This window comes from Herbaspirillum sp. Her2 (genome assembly GCF_057961375.1).
The window spans coordinates 2877017-2902850 of sequence record NZ_CM176331.1; the positions used below are offsets into that span (position 1 = coordinate 2877017).

Here is a 25834-nt window from a genome sequence, read left to right on the forward strand (position 1 = left end):
CTCAAGCCAGCACTGCCTTGGCCTTGGCCACCACGTTCTCGACGGTGAAGCCGAAGTGCTTGAACAGCACGCCGGCCGGGGCCGATTCGCCGAAGGTGTCGATCCCGACCACGGCGCCTTCCAGGCCCACGTACTTGTGCCAGAAGGCGGTGACGCCGGCCTCGATGGCCACGCGCGGCACGCCGCGGGTCAGCACGGAGGCCTTGTAGGCTGCATCCTGGCGGTCGAACACGTCGGTCGAGGGCATCGACACCACGCGTACGGCGATGCCTTCAGCGGTCAGGGCGTCAGCGGCCTTGGTGGCCAGTTCGATTTCGGAACCGGTGGCCATCAGGATCACCTTGGCATCGGCCGCATCGCGCAGCACGTAGCCGCCACGGGCGATGTCCTTGACCTGGGCGTCGGTGCGCTCCTGGAAGGGCAGGTTCTGGCGCGAGAAGATCAGGGTGCTCGGACCATCGTGGCGCTTGATCGCTTCAGCCCAGGCCACGGCCGTTTCGGTGGTGTCGCACGGACGCCAGTTGTCCAGGTTGGGGATCAGGCGCAGGCTGGAGACGTGTTCCACCGACTGGTGAGTCGGGCCGTCTTCGCCCAGGCCGATGGAGTCGTGGGTGAACACGAACAGCGCGCGGGTCTTCATCAGGGCCGCCATGCGCAGGGCATTGCGGCTGTAGTCGGAGAAGGTCAGGAAGGTCGCGCCGAAGGGCAGGTAGCCGCCATGCAGGGCGATGCCGTTCATGATGGCGCTCATGCCGAATTCACGCACACCGTAGTTGATGTGGTTGCCGCGCTGGTCGGCGCGCACGGCCACCGATTCCTTCCAGTTGGTCAGGTTCGAGCCGGTCAGGTCGGCCGAGCCGCCCAGGAATTCCGGCAGCGCCTGCGCGTAAGCCTGGATGGCGTTCTGGCTGGCCTTGCGGGTGGCGATGGTTTCCTTCTTTTCCAGCGTGGAATTGATGTAGGCGGTCACGGTCGATTCGAACGCGGCCGGCAGCTCGCCCTTCAGGCGGCGCAGCAGTTCAGCGGCTTCAGCCGGGTATTGGGCGGCGTAGCTGTCGAAGGTCTGCTTCCAGTTCGCTTCGAAGTCGGCACCGGTGGCCTTGGCATCCCAGGCGGAATAAACATCCGCCGGGATTTCGAACGGAGCGGAAGTCCAGCCCAGCGCTTCGCGCACGGCGGCGATTTCCTTGTCACCCAGGGCGGCGCCGTGGACCTTGTCGGTACCGGCCAGGTTGGGCGAGCCCTTGCCGATGACGGTACGGCAGCAGATCAGGGTCGGCTTGTCGGCCAGCTTGGCCTGGTGGATCGCGGCGCTGACGGCCTCGACGTTGTGGCCGTCCACGGCCGGGATGACGTTCCAGCCGTAGGCTTCGAAGCGCTTCGGGGTGTCGTCCTTGAACCAGCCTTCGACGTGGCCGTCGATGGAGATGCCATTGTCGTCATACAGCACGATCAGCTTGGACAGGTTCAGCACGCCTGCCAGCGAGCAGGCTTCATGCGAGATGCCTTCCATCAGGCAGCCGTCGCCGACGAAGGCGTAGGTGTAATGATCGACCACGGCCAGGCCGGGCTTGTTGAATTCGGCGGCCAGCAGCTTTTCAGCCAGCGCCATGCCGACTGCATTGGTGATGCCCTGGCCCAGCGGACCGGTGGTGGTTTCCACGCCCGGGGTGATGTGCACTTCCGGGTGGCCGGCGGTCTTGGAATGCAGTTGGCGGAAGGACTTGATGTCGTCCATCGACAGGTCGTAGCCGGTCAGGTGCAGCAGTGCGTACTGCAGCATGGAGCCGTGGCCGTTGGAGAGCACGAATCGGTCGCGGTTGGCCCAGTGCGGGTTGGACGGATTGTGGCGATAGTGCTTGGCCCACAGGGCCACTGCTATCTCGGCCATCCCCATCGGCATGCCCGGGTGTCCGGAATTGGCTTTTTGTACTGCGTCCATCGCCAGCGCGCGGATCGCGTTGGCCATCTTGTCGGTGGGGAGAGTGGAAATCATGTCGAGGTCAGAGTTTGCTGTGCTGGGGGCGCCGCAGGCGCACAAATCGGATGTTCAAGCCAATGCGCCGGCCCGGAAGACCGGGTAACGGCGCGGGCCCGTATTTTACCAGAGTGCGCCGGGGGGATTAAAATTCGGGACCAGCCCCTGACCGGACTGACAATATTTTTCATGTCTTTTTGATCTTCTTTCTCCAGGACCCTGCCCCATGCCCCGCTTTTACTTCCCGCACCCCCTCGGCATCGGCTCCGCCCTGGTCCTGCCCGAGCAGATTGCCCATCACATCCAGGTGCTGCGCCTGCAACCGGGCGATACCGTGACCCTGTTCAATGGCGAAGGCGGCGAATACACCGCCAGCCTGAGCACCCTCGAAAAGAAGCGCGCCCACGCCGAAGTGAAGACTTTTTCACCCCGTGAGGCCGAACTGCCCTATGCGCTGACCCTGGCCCAGGCTCTGCCTGAAGGTTCGAAGATGGACTGGATCGTCGAGAAAGCCGTGGAACTGGGCGCCACCGCCCTCCAGCCGCTGGCCGCGCAGCGCTGCGTGGTGCGGCTCTCGGGTGACCGGGCCGAGAAGAAGCAGGCGCACTGGCAAGGCATCATCCATGCTGCCGCCGAGCAATGCGGCCGCAATCGCCTGCCGCACCTGGGCGAAGTCACCGACTTCAAGCGCTGGATCGCCCAGAGCGACCTGCATCGCCGCATCCTGCTTTCCCCGCGCGGGACCGAGCCGCTGTCAGGCTGGGCGCGCCACCATCCGCCGCAGGCCGTGACCGTCATGGTCGGCCCTGAAGGCGGCTTCAGCGAGGAAGAAGAAGACCTGGCCTGCGCCCAGGGCGCGCTGATGCTGTCCATGGGCAGCCGGGTACTGCGCACCGAGACTGCCGGGCTGGCGGCACTGGCTGCCTTGAATGCGGTGTGGGGGGAGCTTTGAAGAAAGCTTCATTCGGGTAATTTTCCGGCGGTCTGCCTGATTCCCGTGCAGGCCGCCACTACGGACGTCCAAGTTCGGCGCACGCCTCCCCATTTTGTCTCGCTAACAAAACTCTTCATTTCCCCTCGCACAACTTGCCTTACGGCACTTCACCTCGCAAACCCGCGTGGTGAAGCCTTTTCCCGTTTTTCAGCCGCGTGACGGAGGAGCTGGCACGCCTCCTGCTTAAATATATTCAATCTTGTATTCAAGTTTGAATATCCAATATGACCACCTCCCATGCCCTGCAGCAAGCTGCCCCCGAGGCCGCCCCGACCACCATCGCCGCCACCCTGGCGGCCTATCGAGAAGGCCGCAGCACACCCGGCAAGGTGGTGGCCGAACTGCTGGCCCGCATCGAGAGCGCCGGACGCGATGAAGTCTGGATCAGCCGGGTGCCGTCCAAACAACTGAAACAACAGGCCGCCGCGCTGGACCTGATGCTGCAGATCAAGGGCGAAGCCGTGCTGGAGAGCATGCCGCTGTTCGGCATCCCCTTCGCCGTGAAGGACAACATCGACGTGGCCGAGATGTCCACCACCGGGGCTTGTCCCGAATTCGGCCGCCTGGCCAGCGAGAGTGCCACCGTGGTGCAGCGCCTGCAGGCCGCTGGCGCGCTGCTGGTGGGCAAGACCAACCTGGACCAGTTCGCCACCGGCCTGGTCGGCGTGCGCTCCCCCTACGGCGCGGTACGCAATGCCATCAAGCCGGACTATGTCTCCGGCGGCTCCAGCTCGGGTTCGGCGGTGGCCGTTGCGCTTGGCCAGGTCATGTTTTCGCTCGGGACCGATACGGCCGGCTCGGGCCGCGTGCCGGCCGCCTTCAATCACCTGGTCGGCCTGAAACCGACCAAGGGCCTCATCAGCGCACGCGGCCTGGTACCGGCCTGCCGCACCCTGGATTGCATCTCCATCTTCGCCCACGACGTGGCCGATGCCTGGCGCGTGCTGCACAGCGCTTCCGGTTTCGATGCCGAGGATGGCTATTCGCGCCGCCCCACCATGCTGGGCGTGAAGCGGCGGGGTTATCGCATCGCCATTCCCGAGCAATGTGAATTCTTTGGCGACAGCATCGCCCAGGAAGCCTGGGAACGCAGCCTGGCGCAAATCGCCGCCCTCCCCGGCGTGAGCCTGGCGAAGATCCCCTTCGCCCCCTTCAGCGCGGCCGCGCAGCTGCTCTATCAGGGCCCGTGGGTGGCCGAGCGTCGCGCAGCGCTGGGCGACTTCTTCCTGGAGAACCCGGAAGCCATCCACCCCGTGGTGCGCCAGATCACCGCCCAGGCCTATGACTACGATGCCGTTGACAGCTTCAACGCCCAGTACCGCCTGGCCGACCTGCGCCGCCAGGCCGAAAACCTGCTCGAAGGCAGCGACCTGATGCTGGTGCCGACCACCACCACCTTCCCCACCATCGCCGAAGTCGAGGCCGATCCGGTGGTACGCAATGCGCAGCTGGGCCATTACACCAACTTCGTCAACCTGATGGACATGTCGGCCCTGGCCATCCCCGCCGTATGGCGGCGCGATGGCCTGCCCGCCGGCGTCACCCTGATCGGCCCGGCCGGTGCCGATCACCTGCTGGCGGAAGCCGGTGCACGCCTGCAGCAGCAACTGGGCGGCGCGGCGCAAGCCGATGCCATTGCGGCCACCCCGCTGCCCTTCAATGAAAGCACCATCAAGGTCTGCGTGGTCGGCGCCCACCTGGCCGGCCAGCCCCTGAACTGGCAATTGCTGGAAGCCGGTGCGCGCCGCGTGGCCGTCACCCGCACCGCCGCCCACTATCGTCTCTACGCCCTGGCGGGTACCACCCCACCCAAGCCTGGCCTGGCCCGCACCGAAGGCGCCGGCGCCGCCATCGCAGTGGAAGTGTGGGAAATGCCGCTGCGCCAGTTCGGCGGCTTCGTCGCCGCCATCCCGGCCCCGCTGGGTATCGGCACGGTGGAGCTGGCCGACGGCAGCAGCGTCAAGGGCTTCATCTGCGAGCCGGCCGGCATTGCCGGCGCGACCGACATCACCCACCACGGCGGCTGGGTCAACTACCTCCATTCGCTGAACTGACACCCTCACCACGGAGCTGCTCATGAAAAAGAACAACCCCACCGCTGTCCACGATGCCAACCGCCGCAGCTTCATCGCCAAGGCAGGTGCCGTCGCCGCCACCGCCGCCATCGCGGGTGCGCCGGCCATTCTCCGCGCGCAGACGGTGCCCATCCGCATCGGCTACTGGCCGGTGGCCGCCGGGCTGCCCTTCTACGCCGCCGTGGAAGCGGGTTACTTCAAGCAGGCCGGACTGGAAGTGCAAGTCCTCAAATTCGCCGGCGCCCAGCAGGTGATGGAAGCCATGCTGGCAGGCCGCGCCGATGGCTCGGCCAATGGCACCGGGGCCGGCAACCTGGCCATCGGCGAGATCGCCCAGCCGGGCCTGTTCAAGATCTTCGCCACCAATCCCAGCAATGCCAAATACGTTCTGGATGAATTCCTGGTGCCCAAGGACAGCCCAGTCAAATCGATCGCCGACCTCAAGGGCAAGAAGATCGCTTCCGGCCCCGGCATCCAGAACGTCACCCTGGCCAAGACGGTACTCGAACGCGCCGGTGCCACTGGCGCAACCGTAGTTGAACTGCCCATCGGCCAGCACGTCGCTTCGCTGGCGGCCGGCCAGGTCGATGCCGCCTACACGCTGGAACCGACCGGCACCGTGGGCCGCATGAACAACACCACCCGCGTGCTGGAAGCAGGCGTAATCGCCAAGTACATCCTGGGCGATCCGATGGCCCCCTGGCACGGTGGCGCTGCTGCGCTGACCACCGAATTCATCAAGAAGAATCCGGAACTGGCGCGCAAGTACATCGCCGCCTATGCGCGCGGCATCGAGCTGGTGCGCAGCAATCCGGACCAGGCCCGCACCTACCTGAAGGGCTATACCGCCATCGAAGGTTCGCTCACCAATGAAGTGCCGCTGGCGGCCTACATGCTCTACAACGAATTCAAGCCCAGCGACCTTGCCTACTTCCAGAAGTTCTACGACCTGTTCGTCGAGAAGGGCGTGTTCTCGCAACGCATCGTGGTCGACAACCTGATCTACAAGGGCTGAGGCCATCATGAACGAGACCATCGCTTCTGCCGTGACCGTGGCGCCCAAGCCCGCCGCCCCGGCGTCCACCGCTGCGCCAGCGCCCAAAGCGCCGCGCAAGGCCCCGGCCCTGGGCCGCCTGCTGCCCATCATCGGCCCCATCGCGCTGTTCGTGATCTGGGACCTGGTGGTGCGCGCCGGCTGGATCAAGGCCATCCTGCTGCCCCCTCCGGAAGCCACGCTCATGTCCATGCTCAAGGGGCTGGCCGGGGGACCGCTGCTGCTGGACTTCACCGTCACCGTGATCCGCACGCTGGAAGCCTTTGCCATTGCCGCCGTGCTGGGGCTGCCCATCGGCGTGCTCCTGGGCAGCAATGAGCGCGCCTATCGCAGCGTGGAATTCCTGATCGATTTTTTCCGTTCCACGCCCTCCTCCGCGTTGATCCCGCTGTTCCTGCTGATCTTCGGTGTCTCCGACATCAACAAGGTGGCCATCGCAGCCTTCGGCGCCTTCCTGATCGTGCTCTTCAACAGCGCCTATGGCGTGCTCAATGCGCGCAAGCAGCGGGTGATGGCGGCCAAGGTAATGGGCGCTTCGCGCTGGCGCATCTTCTGCGACGTGCTGATCTGGGAAAGCCTGCAAGCCAGCTTCGTCGGCCTGCGCAGCGCGGTCTCGATGGCACTGGTGATCGTGATCGTGGCGGAGATGTTCATCGGCTCCGAAAACGGCCTGGGCCACCGCATCATCGATACCCAGCAGGTCCTGAACGTGCGCGAGATGTATGCCGCCATCCTCTCGGCGGGCGCATTGGGCTATGCCCTGAACGTGGTCTTCATCGTCATTGAAAAACGTATCGTGCACTGGAGCGGAAGATGAGCGTCGTGATCAGCCCCAAAGTAGACCTGCCCCCGGAAACGCCCTTCGTTCCCGGGCCGCCAGGCACCCACATCACCATTCGCGGCCTGACCAAGTATTTCGCCGGCTGGCCGCTGTATGAAAACTTCGACCTGGATATTCCCAAGCACCAGATCGTCTCCGTCTTCGGGCCCAATGGCTGCGGCAAGTCCACGCTCATCAACATGATCGCCGGGCTCATCCCTATCGATGCCGGAGAGATCCTGTTCGACGGCAAATCGCTGGCGCAGACCAAGATCGGCTACGTGTTCCAGAACTACCGCGATGCCATGTTCCCGTGGCTGCGCACCATCGACAACATTGCCTATCCCCTCAAGCTGGAAGGCAAGTCCAAGGCCGAGATCAAGCGCCGGGTCGATGAACTGGTGGCGTCCTTCGACGTCAAGTTCGACCTGATGCGCTATCCCTATGAACTCTCGGGCGGACAGCAGCAGACCGCCTCCATCATGCGTGCCTTGGCGCCGGGGCCGGAAGTACTGTTCCTCGACGAACCTTTCTCGGCGCTGGATTTTGAGATGACCCTGTTCATCCGCGAGAAACTGCAGCAAGTCTTTTTGCAGACCGGCACCACCATGGTGCTGGTGTCGCATGACCTGGAAGAAGCGGTCTACCTGGCCGACCAGATCCTGCTGCTGACCAAGCGCCCGACGGCGGTGGCAGACATCTTGCATTACCAGGATCCACGGCCCCGCACGGTAGAGACGCTGTCGCAGCCCGGCTTCATCGCGGCCAAGAAACTGTCCATGGAAATCTTCCAGCGCGAAGTGCGCAAGCCGGCGCGCATGCAGGCACCGGGTTCGCTGGCGCTGTCCTGATTGCCGTACAGGATTCTGTACAGCCTGAGGTACAGAATCCTGCCCGGAAAGAAGTACCGAATTTGTCTTGCCCCACCCCAACCATCCACGATCACACTGGAGCAACAACATGCAAAACCGCCGCGATTTTCTGAAACTGTCCGGAGCTGCCGCACTGGGCGCTGCCTTTCCGCTGGAACTGCTGGCTGCCGGCCCGCTGACCGTCGGCTTCATCTACGTCGGCGCGCGCGACGACTTCGGCTACAACCAGTCGCATGCGCAAGCCGCCGCCATCATCAAGAAGATGCCCGGCGTGAAAGTGATCGAGGAAGAAAAAGTGCCCGAGACCGTGGCCGTGCAAAAGACCATGGAAGCCATGATCCAGCAGGATGGCGCGACCCTGCTCTTCCCGACTTCCTTCGGCTACTTCGATCCGCACGTCCTCAAGATTGCAGAAAAATATCCCAAGGTACGCATCGCCCACTGTGGCGGCCTGTGGACCGCCGGCAAGCATCCCATGAACGTGGGCAGCTTCTTCGGCTACATCGAAGAGTGCGAATACCTCTCGGGCGTGGTGGCCGGCCACATGAGCAAGAGCAAGAAGCTGGCCTTCATCGCCGCCAAGCCGATTCCGCAGGTCCTGCGCAACATCAACGCCTTCACCCTGGGCGCGCAGTCGGTCGATCCGTCCATCACCTGCCACGTCATCTTTACCGGTGACTGGTCGCTGCCGGTCAAGGAAGCCGAAGCCGCCAACAGCCTCATCGACCAGGGTTGCGATGTCATCACCTGTCACGTCGATGGCCCCAAGGTGATCGTGGAGACGGCCGAGAAGCGCGGCATCATGACCACCGGCTACCACGCCAGCCAGGCCTCGCTGGCGCCCAAGGGCTATCTCACCGGTGCCGAGTGGAACTGGGCTACGCCCTACACCGAGATCGTCAAGGCCACGCTGGAAGGCAAGCCGATGATCAACTTCCTGCGCGGTGGCTTGAAGGACGACTTCGTCAAGATGTCGCCCTATGGCGCAGCCGTGAGCGCACCGGCCAAGAAGAAGGCCGACGAGATCAAGGCGCAGATGCTGGCCGGCAAGTTCCAGATCTTCAAGGGACCGATCAAGGACAACAAGGGCAATACCGTGATCCCGGCCGGCACCACCCAAGTCCAGACCGATGTGGCGCTGGAGAAGATGAATTACCTGGTGGCCGGCGTGGTCGGCCAGGTCTGATTGCTGAGCCTTGATGCAGGACGGTCTCATGACATCCCTCCCCGCTCCCGGGGTGGCGGCTGCCGCCACCTCGCCCTGGCACCGCTTGCGCTCGGCGCTGCTCAACGGCAGCGCGCCGGCCCTGCCCACGCTGTGCGCGCTGGCCGGGACGCTGCTGCTGTTCGTGCTGTTCCTGCTGGTGCAGGGCAAGCCGGCGGGCGAGGCTTGCCTGCTGATCTTCCAGGGCGCCTTCGGTACCCTGTTCGCATGGCAGAACACCCTGCAACGCGCCGCGCCCCTGCTGTTGACGGCGCTGTGCGTGGCCTTGCCGGCGCGGGTGGGCCTCATCGTCATCGGCGGGGAAGGTGCGCTGGCGCTGGGTGGACTGGCGGCGGCAGTGATGCCGCAACTGCTGCCGGCCCTGCCTTCGCTGGTGATGCTGGCCGTCATGGCGCTGGCGGCGATGCTGGCCGGCGGGCTGTGGATCGCGCTGTGCGGCGGTCTGCGCCAGTGGCGCGGGGTCAATGAGACCATCTCCAGCCTGCTGTTGTCCTATCTCGCCGTGGCCGTCTTCAAGCATCTGGTCGAAGGACCGCTGCGCGATCCGGCCAGTCTGAACAAACCCTCTACCCTGCCCCTGCCCGATCCGTATCTGGTGGGTTCGCTGCCGGGACTGGAAGTGCATTGGGGCCTGGCCTGGGGTGCACTGGCCTGCGTGGCGGCCTGGGTGTTCCTGCGCCATAGCGTCTCCGGATTCGCCATGGGCGTGGTCGGCGGCAACGTCCGTACGGCGCGGCTGGTGGGCTTGCCGGTCAATCGGCTGATCCTGACGGCCTGCGCCCTCGGTGGTGCGGCAGCGGGACTGGCAGGCATGTTCGAAGTCAGTGCCGTGCAAGGCAGCGCCACCAGTGCGCTGCTGGCCGGTTACGGTTTCTCCGGCATCCTGGTGGCCTTTGCGGCGCGCCAGAATCCGCTGGCCATCATCGTCTGCGCGCTCGTCATCGGTGGCGTGGAAGCCAGCGGCAGCCTGCTGCAGCGGCGTCTGGACCTGCCGGACGCCACCACGCTGGTCCTGCAGGGCCTGCTGTTCTGCAACCTGCTGGCCTGGGAAGCCATTACCGGGCGCCTGTCCGCGCTCAAGCTGCGCTGGCAGCAACAGGCGCAAGTCATCCCCGCCAAGGAGCCCGGCCATGCATGACATCGATCTCACGACCCTGCTGCTGGCGCTCTTCGCGGGCGCGATCCGGGTGGGGACACCGTTTCTCTTCGTGAGCCTGGGCGAATGCCTGACCGAAAAAGGCGGACGCGTGAACCTGGGCCTGGAAGGCATCCTGGTCTGCGGTGCCATGACCGGCTACGCGGCCTCCTTCTACAGCGGCTCGGCCTGGCTGGGCGTGCTGGCGGCGGGCTGCGCCGGACTCTTGCTGGGAGTGCTGCACGGCGTGGTGTGCTCGCTGCCGCGCGTCAACGACATCGCTTTCGGCATCGCGCTCATGCTGCTGGGGACGGGCCTGGCCTTCTTCCTCGGTAAACCTTTCATCCAGCCGCAGGCACCGATGCTGCCCTCCATCGATCTGGGTGCGTGGAGCAGCAATGACCGCCTGCACCATGCGCTGCAGATCAATGCGCTGTTCTTCATCGGCGTGGCGCTCGCACTGGTGTTGCAGTGGGGCCTGTCGGCCACGCGCTGGGGACTGGCCTTGCGGCTGGTGGGCGACCATGCCGAGACCGCTCGCGCGCTCGGTTACCGCCTCACCGGCACGCGCATTGCGGCCACGGCCGCAGGCGGCTTCCTGGCTGCCATCGGCGGCGCCTACCTGTCGCTCTACTACCCCGGCAGCTGGAATGAGGGACTTTCCAGCGGCCAGGGACTCATGGCCGTGGCGCTGGTGATCTTTGCGCGCTGGCAGCCGTGGCGCTGCCTGCTGGCCGCACTGCTGTTCGGTGCTGCCGGTGCGCTGGGCCCGGCCTTGCAGGCGGTGGGCGTGACCTCCGGCTATTACCTCTTCAACGCGGCACCGTATGCGCTCACGCTCTTGATCATGATCCTCACCTGCCGGCCTGACCGCACGCTCTCGAGTGCGCCGGGCGAACTGAGCCTGACCCGATAAATCCACTTGCCCCAAGGAGAAACCATGTCCGAACGCTACATCCAGGCCGAACCCTATCCCTGGCCCTATGACGGTGCCCTGACCCCGGCCAATACCGCGCTCATCGTCATCGACATGCAGACCGACTTCTGCGGCATCGGTGGCTACGTCGACAAGATGGGCTATGACCTCTCGCTCACGCGCGCGCCCATCGAACCGATCAAGAAAGTGCTGGCCGCCATGCGTGCCGGCGGCTACACCATCATCCATACCCGCGAAGGCCATCGTCCCGATCTGTCCGACCTGCCGGCCAACAAGCGCTGGCGCTCGCGCCAGATCGGCACCAATGGCGTGGGCATCGGCGATGCCGGCCCCTGTGGCCGCATCCTGGTGCGCGGCGAACCGGGCTGGGAAATCATTCCCGAACTGGCCCCCATCGCCGGTGAGATCATCATCGACAAACCGGGCAAGGGCTCCTTCTGCGCCACCGACCTGGAAATGATCCTGCACACGCGCGGCATCCGCAACATCGTGCTCACCGGTATCACCACCGATGTCTGCGTGCATACCACCATGCGCGAAGCCAATGACCGCGGCTTCGAATGCGTGATGCTCTCGGATTGCTGTGGCGCGACTGACCACAACAACCACCTGGCGGCGCTGTCCATGATCAAGATGCAGGGTGGCGTGTTCGGCGCGGTCTCCGATGCGGCCGCACTGATCGATGTGATCGGGGCCTGACATGCATGCCCTGGAGCTGGAGATCATCAATGCCGGCAAATCCTTCGGCAGCTTTCGCGCGCTCGATGAGGTCTCGCTGAAAATCCGCGCCGGCACCATCCACGCGCTGCTGGGCGAGAACGGTGCGGGCAAGAGCACGCTGGTCAAGGGCCTGGTCGGCTACAGCCCGCTGGACCAGGGCAGCATCGTGGCTGACCGCCGCGAGGTGGAGATCCGCAGTGCGCGCGTGCCCAACCAGCTCGGCATCGGCATGGTCTACCAGCACTTCACGCTGGCCCCCAGCCTGACCGTGGCCGAGAACCTGCTGCTGGCGCGCGGCGACCTGCCCTGGCGCATCCGCTGGCGCAGCGAACGCGCCGTGCTGGAAGAATTCATGGCGCGCATGCCCTTCAAGCTGGGGCTGGAGCGCGCGGTGAGCAGTCTCTCCGCCGGCGAAAAGCAGAAACTGGAAATCCTCAAGCAGCTCTATCTGCGCCGCCGCTTCCTGATCCTCGATGAACCGACCTCGGTACTGACCCCGCAGGAAGCCGACGAAGTGCTGGGACTCATGCATGCCCTCACCCGCCAGCAGGAACTGACGGTGCTGATGATCACCCACAAGTTCCACGAAGTGACCGCCTATGCCGACGATGTGACGGTGCTGCGCAAGGGACGCCTGGTCGGCAGTGCCCGGGTTTGCGAGACGACGCCGGATGCCCTGGCGCACTGGATGATGGGCCACGCCCGCGCCGAGAAAACGCAGGTGGAGCGTCCCGCAGTGCCAGCAGAAGCCAGCTTCGGGCTCGAAGTGAAGGAACTGACCGTCAACAACGACCGCGGCGTGGCTGCCGTGCGGGGCCTCTCGCTGCAAGTGAAGCGTGGTGAAATCGTGGGCCTGGCCGGCATCTCCGGCAATGGCCAGAAGGAACTGGTGGAAGCCCTGCTGGGCCAGCGTCGCCACCTGCTGGGCGAGATCCGCATCGAGGATGCGCCCTATGCCGCCACGCGTGAGGAGATGCGACGGCTGCGTGTCTTCGCGCTACCGGAAGAACCCTTGCGCAACGCCTGCATCGCAGGCATGAGCGTGGCCGAGAACATGGCGCTGCGCAATTTCGATGTCGCCCCCTTCAAGCGCAGCGGCTGGCGCGTCGACCGCAGCGCCATGAAGCGCCAGGCGCAATCCCTGATCGCGGCCTTCAACGTCAAGCCGCCCGCACCGGAACGCCCCATCGGCACGCTCTCCGGCGGCAACGTGCAGCGCGCCGTGCTGGCGCGTGAGCTCGGCGAAGAGGGCGATGCAGGCGCGGCCAATGTGCTCATCGTCGCCAATCCGGTCTTCGGACTGGACTTCGCCTCGGTGGCCGATATCCACGCACGTCTGCTGCAAGCGCGCGCACGCGGCGCGGCCGTGCTGCTGGTGAGCGAAGACCTGGACGAACTACTGGAACTGTCCGACCGCATCCTGGTGATGACCGAGGGCCGCATCGTGCACGTGGCGCAGGACGTGGCCACGCAAGGAGCGGACCGCGCCGCCTTGGGCCGCTGGATGGCGGGCCACTCCGAACAATCTACCCACGCCGAGGCCGCATGATCCGTATCGACGCCTTCCCCTATCCCTATCAGTTCCATCCGCGCAGCACCGCGCTGGTGGTCATCGACATGCAGCGCGACTTCGTGGAAGAAGGCGGCTTCGGCAGTGCGCTGGGCAACGATGTGCGGCCCCTGGGCGCGATCGTGCCGACCGTGGCGGCCCTGCTCGCACTGGCGCGCCAGGCGCAGATGCTGGTGGTCCACACGCGCGAATCACACTTGCCGGATCTCTCCGACTGCCCGCGCGCCAAGCGCCTGCGCGGCAACCCGACGCTGGGTATCGGCGACGTCGGGCCGATGGGCCGCATCCTGGTGCGAGGCGAGCCCGGCAACCAGATCCTGCCGCAGTTGGCTCCCCTGGATGGCGAGATCGTCATCGACAAACCGGGCAAGGGGGCCTTCTACGCCACCGACCTGCACGCACAATTGCAGGAGCGCGGCATCACTCACCTTCTGGTGGCCGGCGTCACTACGGAAGTGTGCGTGCAGACCTCGATGCGCGAGGCCAATGACCGCGGCTATGAATGCCTGGTGGTGGAAGATGCCTGCGCCAGTTACTTCCCTGAATTTCATCGCGCCACGATGGAGATGCTGACCGCCCAGGGCGGCATCGTCGGCTGGCGCACGCCGCTGGCGCAGCTGCACAGCGCCGTGGCCGCCTATACCGGAGAAACGCCATGATGCAAGTGAACCTGCCCCACGTGGTGGCCGAGGTCGAACAAGCGTTTACGGATTACGAATACGCCCTGCTCATCAACGACATCCAGGCCCTGGACCGCTGGTTCTGGTATGCCCCCGAAACGGTGCGCTACGGCGTGGGCGAAGTGCTGCTGGGCGGCGAGGCGATCCGCCAGTACCGCAAGACCTGCACCCCGGTGCCGGCCTCGCGCAAGCTGCATCGCACCGTTGTCACCACCTTCGGCAGCGACTATGCTACGGTCTCCACCGAATTCACCGACCATACGTCCGATCGTATCGGCCGCCAGATGCAGACCTGGGTGCGCATGGACGAAGGCTGGCGCATCGTCGCCGCCCATGTCAGCCTGATGGCATGAGTCCGCAGCCCCCTCGAACCAGAATGCCCGCACCATGACCGTCACCGTCGCCAACCCGCTCGCCGAACAGGTCTATCACCGGATCAAGGACGACATCTTCAGTTTCCGCCTGCTGCCCGGGGACAATTTCACCGAGACCGAGATGGCCCAGCGCCAGGGCGTCTCGCGCACGCCCTTGCGGGATGCGCTGTTCAGGCTGCAGCGCGAGGGCTATCTGGAAGTGGGATTCCGGCGTGGCTGGAAGGTCTGCCCGATCGACTTCGACCGCCTCGACAATCTCTATGACCTGCGCATCGTGCTGGAGATGGCCGCGCTGGAGAAACTCTGCAGCCAGCAGGAGCCGACGGCAGAACTGGAGCAGTTGAACGCCATCTGGCTGGCCGAACCCGAAGCGCGCCATACCGATGCCGTCAAGGTGGCGGAGCTGGACGAAGCCTTCCACACCAACCTGGTGGCCGCCGCCGGCAATGTGGAGATGACCCGGGTGCATACCGAGGTGACGGAAAAGATCCGCATCGTGCGTCGCCTGGACTTCCTCAAGAAGAAGCGCATCGAAGCCACCTACGAGGAACACGGCAAGATCCTGCAACTGATCGCCAAGCGCAAGGCCACCGAAGCGCAGATCCTGCTGCGCGCCCATATTACCCAGAGCAAGCTGGAAGTCAGAAAGATCACCATCTGGATGCTGGCCGAGGCACGCCAGCTCCAGGAGCCCGAAGCGGCGCTGGCCCGCTGACGCTGCCGGGAAGAAACTTTCATATGAAAGTTTGTCAACATTTCCCTGGTGAAATATGAAAAACTGCGCTGCCTGTCCGCTTCAGGCGGCTTGATCCGTGCCAAGCCGCCGCCAAATCAAGGAAAGCCTCCGAAACCATTTATAATGGAAGGCTTTTGCAACAGCGCATCTTTCCAGCGGCTCAATGAAGGTATTTCGCGGACTTCCCACAGCCGAATCGCGCGCCCCGTGCGCGCTGACCATCGGCAATTTCGACGGCGTGCATCTGGGCCACCAGGCCCTCTTGGCGCGCGTGCGCGAGGCCGCCGCCAACCTGGGGCTGGACGCGGCGGTGATGACTTTCGAGCCGCATCCGCGTGAATTCTTCGCCCAGCTGGCCGGCACCCCCGAACGCGCCCCGGCGCGTATCGCCAACCTGCGCGACAAGCTTGAAGCGCTCTCCAACTCCGGCATCGACCGCGTGGTGGTGGAGCATTTCGGCAGCCATTTCGCCGCCCTCTCCCCGCAGGACTTCATCGAGAAGATCCTGGTGCAGGGCCTGCACGTGCGCTGGCTGATGGTCGGTGACGACTTCTGCTTCGGCGCGCGCCGCGCCGGCACGCTCGATACCCTGATCGCGGCCGGCAAGCAGTATGGCTTCGAGGTCCATGCCCTGCCCACGGTGACCAATGCCGGTGTGCGCATCTCCTCTTCGGCCGTGCGCGCGGCGCTGGCCGAGGGCGATTTCACCCTGTCACAGCAGTTGCTGGGCCATCCCTATGCCATCAGCGGCCGGGTCGTGCACGGCAAGAAACTGGGGCGCACCATCGGTTTCCCGACGCTGAACATGCGCGTGGGCCACAAGCGTCCGGCGCTTTCGGGCATCTTCGTAGTGCAGGTGCACGGACTGGCCGAGCAGCCCTTGCCGGCCGTGGCCAGCCTGGGCGTGCGCCCGACGGTGGACGACAGCGGCCGGGTGCTGCTGGAAACGCACCTGCTCGATTTCAAGGGCGATTGCTACGGCAAGCTGGTGCGGGTGGAATTCCTCAAGAAGCTGCGCGACGAAGAAAAGTATGTCGACCTGCCCACGCTGACCACGGCCATTGCCCGTGACGTGGACAATGCCCGCGCCTGGTTCCGTGAAAACGCCGGCTTCGCCGTCTCGGCCACCGACCGAATTTGAACGCTGGGCGGTTGCCGGAGCCCCGCTCCCGCAGCTGTCCAGCCGCCCCATCCTGCATCCTGCCTGCCGCAGCGCGTCCTGCTTGTGACGCCTTGCCGGGCCCCCGGAATCAACCTGCATTCAACGAAAGCTTTGTCATGTCCAACAACGAATCCTCCGCCAAGCCCGGCAAACCGGAAAAAGCCGGCAAGGCCCCCTCCAAGTACCCGGTCAACATGACCGAAACCGGCTTCCCGATGCGCGGCGACCTCGCCAAGCGCGAGCCGCAGTGGGTCAAGGAATGGCAGGAGAAGAAGGTCTACGAGCGCATCCGCAAGGCCTCGGCTGGCCGCCCGAAATTCATCCTGCATGACGGTCCTCCGTATGCCAACGGTGACATCCACATCGGCCACGCCGTCAACAAGATCTTGAAGGACATGATCGTCAAGGCCCGCAACATGGCCGGCTTCGACGCCCAATACGTGCCGGGCTGGGATTGCCACGGCATGCCCATCGAGATCCAGATCGAAAAGCAGTTCGGCAAGAACCTGCCGGTGGCCGAAGTGCAGGCCAAGGCGCGCGCCTACGCGGGTGAGCAGATCGAACGCCAGAAGGCCGACTTCATCCGCCTGGGCGTGCTCGGCGAGTGGGACAACCCCTACAAGACCATGAACTTCTCCAACGAAGCCGACGAGCTGCGCGCGCTCGGCACGATCCTGGAGAAGGGTTACGTCTATCGCGGCCTGAAGCCCGTGAACTGGTGCTTCGACTGCGGCTCGGCGCTGGCCGAAGCTGAAGTGGAATACCAGGACAAGCGCGACCCGGCCATCGATGTCGGCTTCCCCTTTGCCGAACCCGACAAGGTCGCCACCGCCTTCGGCCTGGCCGACCTGCCGACCCGCAACGGCTACATCGTCATCTGGACCACCACGCCCTGGACCATCCCGTCCAACCAGGCGTTGAACGTCCATCCGGAATTCGAGTACGCGCTGGTCGAGACCAGCCGCAACGGCGAAGCCACCCTGCTGATCCTGGCCAAGGACCTGGTGGAATCCTGCCTGCAGCGCTTCGGCCTGGAAGGCAAGATCATCGCCACCACCACCGGCGAGAAGCTGTCCCTGATCCGCTTCCATCATCCGCTGGCCAAGGCTGATGCCGGCTACGACCGCCTGTCGCCGATCTACCTGGGTGAATACGTGACCGCCGACAGCGGTACCGGCATCGTGCACTCGGCACCGGCCTACGGTATCGAAGACTTCATCTCCTGCAAGGCGCACGGGATGAAGGACGACGACATCCTCAACCCGGTCATGGGCGATGGCCGCTATGCCTCCTGGCTGCCGCTGTTTGCCGGCCTGACCATCTGGGAAGCCTCCAAGCCCATCTGCGGCAAGCTGGAAGAAGTGGGGTCGCTGTTCAAGCTGGTCATGTTCGACCACAGCTACATGCACTGCTGGCGCCACAAGACCCCCATCGTCTATCGCGCCACCTCGCAGTGGTTCGCCAGCATGGACAACACGCCCAAGGACGGCGGCCCCAGCCTGCGCCAGACCGCGCTGCAAGGCATCGAGGACACCGCCTTCTTCCCCGGCTGGGGCAAGGCACGCCTGCACGGCATGATCGCCAACCGTCCGGACTGGACCCTGTCGCGCCAGCGCCAGTGGGGCGTGCCCATGGCCTTCTTCGTGCACAAGGAAACGGGTGAACTGCATCCGCGTACGCCGGAGCTGATCGAGCAGGTCGCCCAACGCATCGAGAAGAGCGGCATCGAAGCCTGGCAGGCCCTGGATCCCAAGGAATTGCTGGGCGACGAGGCCGAGCACTACCTCAAGAACCGCGACACGCTGGACGTCTGGTTCGATTCCGGCACCACCCACCAGACCGTGCTGCGCGGCTCGCACGCACAGCAGTCGCAGTTCCCGGCCGACCTCTACCTGGAAGGCTCGGACCAGCATCGCGGCTGGTTCCACTCGTCGCTGCTGACCTCGTCGATGTTGAATGGCCGCGCGCCCTACAAGGCCCTGCTCACGCATGGCTTCGTGGTCGATGGTGAGGGCAAGAAGATGTCCAAGTCCAAGGGCAACGTGGTCGCCCCGCAAAAGGTCTCGGACTCGCTGGGCGCGGAAATCCTGCGCCTGTGGGTGGCCTCGACCGACTATTCGGGCGAGCTGTCGATCTCGGACGAGATCCTCAAGCGCGTGGTGGAAGCCTACCGCCGCATCCGCAACACCCTGCGCTTCCTGCTGGCCAACACCTCCGACTTCGATCCTGTACAACACGCCGTGCCGGTGGCCGAGATGCTGGAAATCGACCGCTATGCGATCGCCAACATGGCGCGCCTGCAGGCGGAGGTGCTGGCGCACTTCGAGACCTATGAATTCCACCCGGTGGTGGCCAAGCTGCAGATGTACTGCTCGGAAGACCTTGGCGGCTTCTACCTGGACATCCTGAAGGACCGCCTCTACACCAGCGGCGTGGAGTCGGCCGCACGCCGCTCGGCCCAGACCGCCGTGTGGCACATCACGCAGTCACTGTTGCGCCTGATGGCACCGATCCTGTCCTTCACGGCCGAAGAAGCCTGGCGCTTCTTTGCCGGCAAGGACGCCTTCGAGGCCAGCGGCGAAACCATCTTCTCGCAGGTCTATTACGCCCTGCCGGAAGTGGCCGATAGCGCTGCCCTGCTGGACAAGTTCGCGGTGCTGCACGAAGTGCGCGCAGCGGTCACCAAGCAGCTGGAAGAAGTGCGTATCGCCGGCAGCATCGGTTCCTCCCTGCAGGCGGAGGTGGAGCTGAAGGTCGCCGGCGACAAGGCGGCCCTGCTGGAAAGCCTGGGCGATGACCTCAAGTTCGTCCTCATCACCTCGGCTGCCCGCGTCACCCCGGTGGCCACGGTGGAAGAGGAAGCGGTGGTGGTCACGCCGTCAGCACATCAGAAATGTGAACGTTGCTGGCACTATCGCGCCGATGTCGGGTCTCATGCCGATCATCCGGGCCTGTGCGGTCGCTGCTACAGCAACCTGTTCGGCCAGGGCGAAAAGCGCCTGTTCGCCTGATCCGGGCGGGACGGCCTTGCTAGCGGCCCGCTGCACTTGAATGCAGCGGGCCGTCCACTCCAACAAGAACATCCATGGCAACCAAAAAGCGCTCCTCCTCTTCCGGTTCTTCGTCCACCACCCAAGGGCTCTTGCCCTGGCTGGGCATCGCCACCATCGTGCTGCTGCTGGACCAGCTCACCAAGATCACCATCCTGAAACTGTTCCACTATGGCGAGTCGGTGCCGGTGACCGGTTTCTTCAATCTGGTGCTGGTCTACAACAAGGGCGCGGCCTTCAGTTTCCTGGCCGCCAGCGGTGGCTGGCAGCGTTATCTGTTCACCGCCATCGGCATCGGTGCAGCGGTGTTCATCATCCATCTGCTGCGCAAGCATCCCGGCCAACGCATGTTCTGCTGGGCCCTGGCGCTGATCCTGGGCGGCGCGATTGGCAACGTGATCGACCGCGTCGTGTATGGCCACGTGATCGACTTCCTCGACGTCTACGTCGGCAACTGGCACTGGCCGGCGTTCAACCTGGCCGATAGTGCGATCTGCGTGGGTGCGGTATTGTTCGTCGTGGACGAACTGCGCCGCGTCTCCAAGAAGTAAGGCAAGTCCACACGTCCGCAAGTCTGAACACGCCTGCGGTACGCCGCATTCCGGGAGCAAACAATGGATCTGGCTGGCAAGAAAATCGTATTGGGCCTGACCGGCGGCGTGGCCTGCTACAAGGCCGCCATGCTGGCGCGCGAACTGGGCCGCGCCGGTGCCACGGTGCACGTGGTGATGACCGAGGCGGCCACGCACTTCATGACCGCCGTCACCATGCAGGCCCTGACCGGCAACCCGGTCTACACCGACCAATGGGATGCGCGCATGGACAACAACATGCCGCACATCAATCTCACCCGCGATGCCGATGCGGTCGTCATCGTACCCTGCTCCACCGATTTCATCGCCAAGCTGGCCCACGGGCATTGCGACGACCTGCTCTCGACCCTGTGCGTGGCACGTCCGGCGCGGGTACCCCTGATGGTGGCCCCGGCGATGAATGTGGAGATGTGGCAGAACCCGGCCACCCAGCGCAACGTGCGCCAGATCCGCGAAGACGGCATCCTGCTGCTGGGCCCGGATGCGGGTGCGCAAGCCTGTGGCGAGGTCGGCGAAGGCCGCATGCTGGAGCCGGCACAATTGCTGGAAGAGATCGTCGCAGCTTTCCAGCCCAAGCTGCTGGCGGGCCGCCGCGTGCTGCTCACGGCCGGGCCGACCTTCGAACCGATCGACCCGGTGCGCGGCATCACCAATCTGTCTTCCGGCAAGATGGGCTACGCGATTGCGCGAGCTGCGCGCGAAGCGGGCGCGGAAGTCACCCTGGTCTCCGGCCCGACGGCGCTGGAGACGCCTTATGGCGTGCAGCGCGTGGATGTGCAGACGGCCCTGCAGATGCATGAGGCGGTGTTGGCTCATGTGAAGGAAAAAGACCTGTTCGTCGCCGTTGCGGCCGTCGCTGACTGGCGCGTGGCCAATGCCAGCGAGCAGAAACTGAAGAAACAGGACGAAAACGATACCCCGCAGTTGCAGTTCGTCCAGAACCCCGACATCCTGGCCACCGTCGCCGCCCTGCCCCAGCGTCCCTATTGCGTGGGCTTTGCGGCCGAATCGGAGAACCTGGAGCAATACGGCGCGGCCAAGCGCATCCGCAAGAACATTCCGCTGCTGGTCGGCAATATCGGCCACCAGACCTTTGGCCGCGATGACAACGCGCTCATGCTGTTCGACGCCCAGGGCCACAGCGCCCTGCCCCGTGCGGACAAGCAGACCCTGGCCCGCCAGCTGGTACGCGAGATCGCGCGCCGCATGGCGGCCTGACGGTGCACGGCCCGCCTCTTGCGGGCCGTGTCTTTTGTACGTTTCCGTACGTTTTGTATTTGAATCCGATTACGCATCATGAAGACCATCGACATCAAGATCCTCGACCCCCGCATGAAAGACCAACTGCCTGCCTACGCCACCCCTGGCAGCGCCGGCCTGGACCTGCGGGCCTGCATTGATGCGCCGCTGACCCTGGCGCCGGGTTCCACGCACCTGATCCCAACCGGACTGGCGATCCACCTGGCCGATCCGAATTACGCGGCCGTGATCCTGCCGCGTAGCGGCATGGGGCACAAGCATGGGATCGTGCTGGGCAACCTGGTCGGGCTGATCGATTCGGATTACCAGGGCCAGTTGATGATCTCGACGTGGAACCGCGGCAGTACCGAGTTTGTCCTAAACCCCATGGAACGCCTGGCGCAGCTGGTGATCGTGCCGGTACTGCAGGTCGGCTTCAATGTGGTAGATGAATTCGACAGCAGCGAACGCGGCGCCGGTGGTTTCGGCAGCACAGGCAAACACTGATGGAGAACCGCATGCTCGTATCCCCCCTGCCCCAGTGGCAGAAACTGAAAACCCTCGCCGTCCTGGCACCGCTGGCCTTCCTGGCCGCCTGCGCCACCCAGGAACCCGGTCCGGTCACCACCACGCCGTCCAAACCGGTGACCACGACGATCCAGGCCCCGCGTCCGGTGGCCGACAATCCCCAGCAGGCACAATTGCGCGAACTGGTCGCGCAGCAGGACCGGCTCTACCGCGTCGCTGCACCGCTGTTGACCAGCAACGCCCAGCTCTGCCGTGGCAATGCCCGCAACCTGCTGGGCTTTACCGCCAAGAACCGCTATTCCTTCCCCATCGAATATGCAGAAACCGCGCGTAGCCTGGGCTACGACGACCGCCTGCAGGTCACCGGCGTGCTGCCCGGCAGCGGTGCTGCCCAGGCTGGCATCCAGCGGGGCGACTTCCTGATCTCGGTGGCAGGCAAGCCGATGCCGCAAGGCACCGATGCCGAACGCCAGGCCGCCGTGCTGCTGAGCCCGCTGGTGGTCAAGAAGGCCCCGATTGCGCTGGGCGTGCAGCGCAACGGCCAGAACACCACCGTCAATGTGCCGCTGACCTTCGCCTGCGCCTTCAGCATCGAGCTGGGCAATGCCGACAACGTCAACACCTATGCCGATGGCCGCCGCGTGCTCATTACCCGCGGCATGCTCAAGTTCACTCAGTCCGATGATGAACTGGCCTACCTGATCGCCAAGGAGATGGCGCACAATATCCTCGGTCACGCCATCCGCCAGCGCATGGTCTCGACGATTGCCGAAGTGATCGACAACCTGCTGCTGCCACATCCGGATCCGACCACCACGGCCGGCACTGCCGGCATCCGCGTCTATCCGCAAGACCTGGATGCAGCTGCCGATACGCTCTCGCTGTACCTGCTGGCGCGCGCCGGCTACAGCATCGACAACGTGCCGGCGTTCTGGAAGCGCCTGGCCGACCAGTATCCGGCCAGCGTGCCCAACGGCTACACGGCGCTGCATCCGGCTACCGCTTATCGTCTCTCGATGATCGACAAGGTCACGCAGATCGTGAAGGCCAAGCAGGAGGCGGGCAAGCCGCTGGTGCCGTAAAAGTGGTGATATGACGTATTGGACGTGAAGACGGCGCGGTGAAAACCGCGCCGTTTTTGTTTGCGTGATGAAAGTGAAGCAAGCTGCAAAACAAAAGGCCACGCCGGTTTCCCGACGTGGCCTTGATGGCTTGCTTGATACGCTTATTCGACTTCGAGCTTCTCTTGCGGCTCTTCCGGCGGGGACGAATCGTCGCCCTCGGGGAAGTCCAGCTTGATCTGCTCCTTGTCGTCCATCTCCACCGTCACGCGGCCACCGCTGACCAGCTTGCCGAACAGCAGTTCGTCGGCCAGCGCCTTGCGGATTAGGTCCTGGATCAGGCGCGACATCGGGCGTGCCCCCATCAACGGATCGAAGCCCTTCTTGCCCAGGAACTTGCGCAGGTTGTCCGAGAAGACGGCTTCCACCTTCTTTTCGTGCAGCTGCTCTTCCAGTTGCATCAGGAACTTGTCGACCACGCGCAGGATGATTTCCTCGTCCAGTGGGCGGAAGCTGATGATGGCATCCAGACGGTTGCGGAACTCCGGGGTGAACATGCGCTTGATGTCCGCCATTTCGTCGCCGGCTTCCTTCTTCTCGGTGAAGCCGATGGTGCGCTTCTGCAGGCTCTCGGCTCCCGCGTTGGTGGTCATGATGATGATCACGTTGCGGAAGTCGGTCTTGCGGCCGTTGTTGTCGGTCAGCGTGCCATGGTCCATCACCTGCAACAGAATGTTGAAGATGTCGGGGTGCGCTTTTTCGATTTCATCCAGCAGCAGCACGGCGTGCGGCTTCTTGTTGACGGCCTCGGTCAGCAGGCCGCCTTGGTCGAAACCGACATAGCCCGGGGGCGCGCCGATCAGGCGGCTCACGGCATGGCGCTCCATGTATTCGGACATGTCGAACCGTACCAGCTCGATGCCGAGGATGAAGGCCAGCTGCTTGGCCACTTCGGTCTTGCCCACGCCGGTCGGACCGGAGAACAGGAAGGAACCGATCGGCTTGTCGGTCTTGCCCAGGCCGGCACGTGCCATCTTGATGGCCGAGGCCAGTGCTTCGATGGCCGGATCCTGCCCGAACACAACGTTCTTCAGGTCGCGGTCGATGGTCTGCAGCTTGGCGCGATCATCCTGGTTCACGGACTGCGGCGGGATACGGGCGATCTTGGAAATGATTTCCTCGATTTCCGGCTTGCCGATGGTCTTCTTCTGCTTGGACTTGGGCAGGATGCGCTGGGCAGCACCGGCTTCGTCGATCACGTCGATGGCCTTGTCGGGCAAGTGACGGTCATTGATGAAGCGTGCCGCCAGTTCGGCTGCCGAGGTCAGGGCCGAAGCAGAATACTTCACACCGTGGTGTTCCTCGAACTTGGACTTCAGGCCGCGCAGGATCTGCACGGTCTGCTCCACGGTCGGTTCGTTCACATCGATCTTCTGGAAGCGACGCGACAGCGCGTGGTCCTTCTCGAAGACGCCACGGAATTCGGTGTAGGTGGTCGCGCCGATGCACTTCAACTGGCCGCTCGACAGCGCAGGCTTCAACAGGTTGGATGCATCCAGCGTACCGCCCGAAGCCGAACCCGCACCGATGATGGTGTGGATTTCGTCGATGAAGAGAATGCCGTTGGGGCTGTCCTTCAATTGCTTCAACACGGCCTTCAGGCGCTGCTCGAAGTCGCCACGGTACTTGGTACCGGCCAGCAGCGCGCCCATGTCCAGCGAATAGACGACGGCATTCTTCAGTATCTCGGGCACGTCGCCTTGGGTCACGCGCCAGGCCAGGCCTTCGGCGATCGCGGTCTTGCCGACACCGGCTTCGCCCACCAGCAGCGGATTGTTCTTGCGGCGGCGGCACAGGGTCTGGATGACGCGCTCGACCTCGGAATCGCGGCCGATCAGCGGATCGATCTTGCCTTCGGCGGCCGCCTTGTTCAGGTTCTGGGTGAACTGGTCCAGCGGGCTTTCCTTCTGCTGGCCTTCGGCTTGCACGTCTTCCGCGCCTTCCGGGGCCTTCTGCGGATCAGCCTGCTGGTCCTTGCGCACGCCGTGCGAGATGAAGTTGACCACGTCCAGACGGGTCACGCCCTGCTGGTGCAGGTAGTAGACCGCGTGCGAATCCTTCTCGCCGAAGATGGCCACCAGCACGTTGGCGCCGGTGACTTCCTTCTTGCCGTTGGAGGCCGACTGCACGTGCATGATGGCGCGCTGGATCACGCGCTGGAAGCCCAGCGTGGGCTGGGTATCCACCTCATTGGTGCCGGGGACCGTGGGCGTGTTGTCGGTGATGAAATTGGTCAGCGTCTTGCGCAGATCATCAATGTTCACCGAGCAGGCGCGCAGCACTTCGGCCGCCGAAGGATTGTCCAGCAGCGCGAGCAGCAAGTGTTCCACGGTAATGAATTCATGACGCGATTGTCTGGCTTCGACAAAGGCCATGTGCAAACTGACTTCGAGTTCCTGCGCAATCATGCTTCCTCCATCACGCATTGCAGGGGGTGCCCTGCTTTTCGAGCGTGGGTTAAAACGAGTTCCACTTTTGTGGATGCGATATCTTTGGGATACACACCACACATTCCCTTCCCATCGCGGTGAACCTTGAGCATGATCTGCGTCGCGGTTTCACGGTCCTTGTTGAAGTACTGCTGGATGACTGCGACGACGAATTCCATCGGCGTATAGTCATCGTTCAACAATAAAACCTGGTACATCGGGGGCGGCTTGAGTTTTGCCTCCTGCCGTTCCAGGACTGTACCGCCATCATTTTCGTGCTTGGTTGCCATGCGTTTATTCGACCATCAAAGCTGTGCAACGCACAATGATCACGTAACCTCTAGATGAGATAGATATTACTTGTTTTCCGGACCTTGCGCAGATGACGATGATTTATCCTAAATCAAGGGTTTCTTTCCCCATCGTTCAAACAGGGCCACAAAGCGGAACGTGAAAACTGCTTGACTTTTGGATTTCGACCGAGAACAATGGAATTCATTGATTAGTAGTTACTAAATGTAACAACTCATCGATACGATAGG

General features: G+C 64.0%; 22 protein-coding genes. 19 read left to right on the forward strand and 3 right to left on the reverse strand.

Annotated elements, in window-relative coordinates; genetic code table 11:
• Window position 1: 1 nt before the first annotated feature.
• A complete protein-coding gene (gene tkt, locus ACWHXP_RS13100) occupies window positions 2-2041 on the reverse strand; it encodes a transketolase (RefSeq protein ID WP_489637741.1) in 2040 nt (679 codons plus the stop codon).
• Window positions 2042-2204: 163 nt separating this feature from the next.
• Between tkt and ACWHXP_RS13105 the strand changes: the two genes are divergently transcribed.
• From ACWHXP_RS13105 to ACWHXP_RS13195, 19 genes are all read left to right on the forward strand, one after another.
• Window positions 2205-2930, forward strand: coding sequence for a 16S rRNA (uracil(1498)-N(3))-methyltransferase (locus tag ACWHXP_RS13105; protein ID WP_039788649.1), 726 nt, complete (start codon window positions 2205-2207; stop codon window positions 2928-2930).
• Window positions 2931-3196: 266 nt separating this feature from the next.
• Window positions 3197-5026: an allophanate hydrolase gene (atzF, locus tag ACWHXP_RS13110; RefSeq protein WP_489635802.1), complete on the forward strand. Its 1830-nt coding sequence runs from the start codon at window positions 3197-3199 to the stop codon at window positions 5024-5026.
• Between the two features lie 22 nt (window positions 5027-5048).
• Complete coding sequence (locus tag ACWHXP_RS13115) at window positions 5049-6062, forward strand: ABC transporter substrate-binding protein (protein ID WP_489635801.1); 1014 nt, start codon at window positions 5049-5051, stop codon at window positions 6060-6062.
• A gap of 7 nt (window positions 6063-6069) precedes the next feature.
• On the forward strand, window positions 6070-6918 hold the full coding sequence (locus ACWHXP_RS13120) for an ABC transporter permease (protein ID WP_489635800.1): 849 nt from the start codon (window positions 6070-6072) through the stop codon (window positions 6916-6918).
• Complete coding sequence (locus tag ACWHXP_RS13125) at window positions 6915-7772, forward strand: ABC transporter ATP-binding protein (RefSeq protein WP_134134754.1); 858 nt, start codon at window positions 6915-6917, stop codon at window positions 7770-7772. The genes ACWHXP_RS13120 and ACWHXP_RS13125 overlap by 4 nt, the downstream gene beginning before the upstream one ends.
• 109 nt (window positions 7773-7881) lie before the next feature.
• Window positions 7882-8979 (forward strand): BMP family ABC transporter substrate-binding protein, encoded by a 1098-nt coding sequence (locus tag ACWHXP_RS13130; protein ID WP_034330116.1) that lies wholly within the window; start codon window positions 7882-7884, stop codon window positions 8977-8979.
• A 28-nt stretch (window positions 8980-9007) separates the two neighbouring features.
• Window positions 9008-10156 carry an ABC transporter permease gene (locus tag ACWHXP_RS13135; RefSeq protein WP_489635799.1) on the forward strand — a complete coding sequence of 383 codons (1149 nt, stop codon included), beginning with the start codon at window positions 9008-9010 and terminating at the stop codon, window positions 10154-10156.
• Complete coding sequence (locus ACWHXP_RS13140) at window positions 10149-11069, forward strand: ABC transporter permease (RefSeq protein ID WP_034330120.1); 921 nt, start codon at window positions 10149-10151, stop codon at window positions 11067-11069. The genes ACWHXP_RS13135 and ACWHXP_RS13140 overlap by 8 nt, the downstream gene beginning before the upstream one ends.
• Window positions 11070-11093: 24 nt before the next feature.
• Window positions 11094-11789, forward strand: a complete 696-nt coding sequence (gene biuH, locus ACWHXP_RS13145; RefSeq protein ID WP_121038262.1) for a biuret amidohydrolase — start codon at window positions 11094-11096, stop codon at window positions 11787-11789.
• A 1-nt stretch (window position 11790) separates the two neighbouring features.
• Window positions 11791-13359, forward strand: a complete 1569-nt coding sequence (locus tag ACWHXP_RS13150) for an ABC transporter ATP-binding protein (protein ID WP_489635798.1) — start codon at window positions 11791-11793, stop codon at window positions 13357-13359.
• Window positions 13356-14039, forward strand: a complete 684-nt coding sequence (locus ACWHXP_RS13155) for a cysteine hydrolase family protein (protein WP_489635797.1) — start codon at window positions 13356-13358, stop codon at window positions 14037-14039. The genes ACWHXP_RS13150 and ACWHXP_RS13155 overlap by 4 nt, the downstream gene beginning before the upstream one ends.
• Window positions 14036-14413 (forward strand): oxalurate catabolism protein HpxZ, encoded by a 378-nt coding sequence (gene hpxZ, locus ACWHXP_RS13160; RefSeq protein ID WP_489635796.1) that lies wholly within the window; start codon window positions 14036-14038, stop codon window positions 14411-14413. Before ACWHXP_RS13155 ends, hpxZ begins: the two co-directional genes overlap by 4 nt.
• Before the next feature lie 34 nt (window positions 14414-14447).
• Window positions 14448-15149, forward strand: coding sequence for a GntR family transcriptional regulator (locus tag ACWHXP_RS13165; RefSeq protein ID WP_034330133.1), 702 nt, complete (start codon window positions 14448-14450; stop codon window positions 15147-15149).
• 184 nt (window positions 15150-15333) lie between these two features.
• Window positions 15334-16311: a bifunctional riboflavin kinase/FAD synthetase gene (locus ACWHXP_RS13170; protein ID WP_039788668.1), complete on the forward strand. Its 978-nt coding sequence runs from the start codon at window positions 15334-15336 to the stop codon at window positions 16309-16311.
• A 137-nt stretch (window positions 16312-16448) separates the two neighbouring features.
• Window positions 16449-19343 carry an isoleucine--tRNA ligase gene (gene ileS / locus ACWHXP_RS13175; RefSeq protein WP_489635795.1) on the forward strand — a complete coding sequence of 965 codons (2895 nt, stop codon included), beginning with the start codon at window positions 16449-16451 and terminating at the stop codon, window positions 19341-19343.
• A 74-nt stretch (window positions 19344-19417) separates the two neighbouring features.
• Entirely contained in the window at window positions 19418-19933 is a 516-nt protein-coding gene (gene lspA / locus ACWHXP_RS13180; RefSeq protein WP_039788672.1) for a signal peptidase II, read from the forward strand.
• A 63-nt stretch (window positions 19934-19996) separates the two neighbouring features.
• A complete protein-coding gene (gene coaBC, locus ACWHXP_RS13185) occupies window positions 19997-21193 on the forward strand; it encodes a bifunctional phosphopantothenoylcysteine decarboxylase/phosphopantothenate--cysteine ligase CoaBC (RefSeq protein WP_489635794.1) in 1197 nt (398 codons plus the stop codon).
• 78 nt (window positions 21194-21271) lie between these two features.
• Window positions 21272-21721, forward strand: coding sequence for a dUTP diphosphatase (gene dut, locus ACWHXP_RS13190; protein WP_034330145.1), 450 nt, complete (start codon window positions 21272-21274; stop codon window positions 21719-21721).
• Between the two features lie 11 nt (window positions 21722-21732).
• The gene (locus ACWHXP_RS13195) at window positions 21733-22824 is read left to right on the forward strand and encodes a M48 family metallopeptidase (protein ID WP_489635793.1); all 1092 of its coding nucleotides are present in this window, start codon (window positions 21733-21735) and stop codon (window positions 22822-22824) included.
• A 143-nt stretch (window positions 22825-22967) separates the two neighbouring features.
• Here the strand turns inward: ACWHXP_RS13195 and clpA are convergent, their stop codons facing one another.
• Window positions 22968-25271 carry an ATP-dependent Clp protease ATP-binding subunit ClpA gene (gene clpA / locus ACWHXP_RS13200; RefSeq protein WP_039788676.1) on the reverse strand — a complete coding sequence of 768 codons (2304 nt, stop codon included), beginning with the start codon at window positions 25269-25271 and terminating at the stop codon, window positions 22968-22970.
• Window positions 25268-25582, reverse strand: coding sequence for an ATP-dependent Clp protease adapter ClpS (gene clpS, locus ACWHXP_RS13205; RefSeq protein WP_034330154.1), 315 nt, complete (start codon window positions 25580-25582; stop codon window positions 25268-25270). The genes clpA and clpS overlap by 4 nt, the downstream gene beginning before the upstream one ends.
• Window positions 25583-25834 lie beyond the last annotated feature (252 nt).

Excerpts from the sequence above, each read along its gene's own strand:
- ACWHXP_RS13105 (WP_039788649.1), top strand. The coding sequence starts at position 2,205 with ATGCCCCGCTTTTACTTCCCGCACCCCCTCGGCATCGGCTCCGCCCTG.
- atzF (WP_489635802.1), top strand. The coding sequence starts at position 3,197 with ATGACCACCTCCCATGCCCTGCAGCAAGCTGCCCCCGAGGCCGCCCCG.
- ACWHXP_RS13115 (WP_489635801.1), top strand. The coding sequence starts at position 5,049 with ATGAAAAAGAACAACCCCACCGCTGTCCACGATGCCAACCGCCGCAGC.
- ACWHXP_RS13120 (WP_489635800.1), top strand. The coding sequence starts at position 6,070 with ATGAACGAGACCATCGCTTCTGCCGTGACCGTGGCGCCCAAGCCCGCC.
- ACWHXP_RS13125 (WP_134134754.1), top strand. The coding sequence starts at position 6,915 with ATGAGCGTCGTGATCAGCCCCAAAGTAGACCTGCCCCCGGAAACGCCC.
- ACWHXP_RS13130 (WP_034330116.1), top strand. The coding sequence starts at position 7,882 with ATGCAAAACCGCCGCGATTTTCTGAAACTGTCCGGAGCTGCCGCACTG.
- ACWHXP_RS13135 (WP_489635799.1), top strand. The coding sequence starts at position 9,008 with ATGACATCCCTCCCCGCTCCCGGGGTGGCGGCTGCCGCCACCTCGCCC.
- ACWHXP_RS13140 (WP_034330120.1), top strand. The coding sequence starts at position 10,149 with ATGCATGACATCGATCTCACGACCCTGCTGCTGGCGCTCTTCGCGGGC.
- biuH (WP_121038262.1), top strand. The coding sequence starts at position 11,094 with ATGTCCGAACGCTACATCCAGGCCGAACCCTATCCCTGGCCCTATGAC.
- ACWHXP_RS13150 (WP_489635798.1), top strand. The coding sequence starts at position 11,791 with ATGCATGCCCTGGAGCTGGAGATCATCAATGCCGGCAAATCCTTCGGC.
- ACWHXP_RS13155 (WP_489635797.1), top strand. The coding sequence starts at position 13,356 with ATGATCCGTATCGACGCCTTCCCCTATCCCTATCAGTTCCATCCGCGC.
- hpxZ (WP_489635796.1), top strand. The coding sequence starts at position 14,036 with ATGATGCAAGTGAACCTGCCCCACGTGGTGGCCGAGGTCGAACAAGCG.
- ACWHXP_RS13165 (WP_034330133.1), top strand. The coding sequence starts at position 14,448 with ATGACCGTCACCGTCGCCAACCCGCTCGCCGAACAGGTCTATCACCGG.
- ACWHXP_RS13170 (WP_039788668.1), top strand. The coding sequence starts at position 15,334 with ATGAAGGTATTTCGCGGACTTCCCACAGCCGAATCGCGCGCCCCGTGC.
- ileS (WP_489635795.1), top strand. The coding sequence starts at position 16,449 with ATGTCCAACAACGAATCCTCCGCCAAGCCCGGCAAACCGGAAAAAGCC.
- lspA (WP_039788672.1), top strand. The coding sequence starts at position 19,418 with ATGGCAACCAAAAAGCGCTCCTCCTCTTCCGGTTCTTCGTCCACCACC.
- coaBC (WP_489635794.1), top strand. The coding sequence starts at position 19,997 with ATGGATCTGGCTGGCAAGAAAATCGTATTGGGCCTGACCGGCGGCGTG.
- dut (WP_034330145.1), top strand. The coding sequence starts at position 21,272 with ATGAAGACCATCGACATCAAGATCCTCGACCCCCGCATGAAAGACCAA.
- ACWHXP_RS13195 (WP_489635793.1), top strand. The coding sequence starts at position 21,733 with ATGCTCGTATCCCCCCTGCCCCAGTGGCAGAAACTGAAAACCCTCGCC.
- clpA (WP_039788676.1), bottom strand. The coding sequence starts at position 25,271 with ATGATTGCGCAGGAACTCGAAGTCAGTTTGCACATGGCCTTTGTCGAA.
- clpS (WP_034330154.1), bottom strand. The coding sequence starts at position 25,582 with ATGGCAACCAAGCACGAAAATGATGGCGGTACAGTCCTGGAACGGCAG.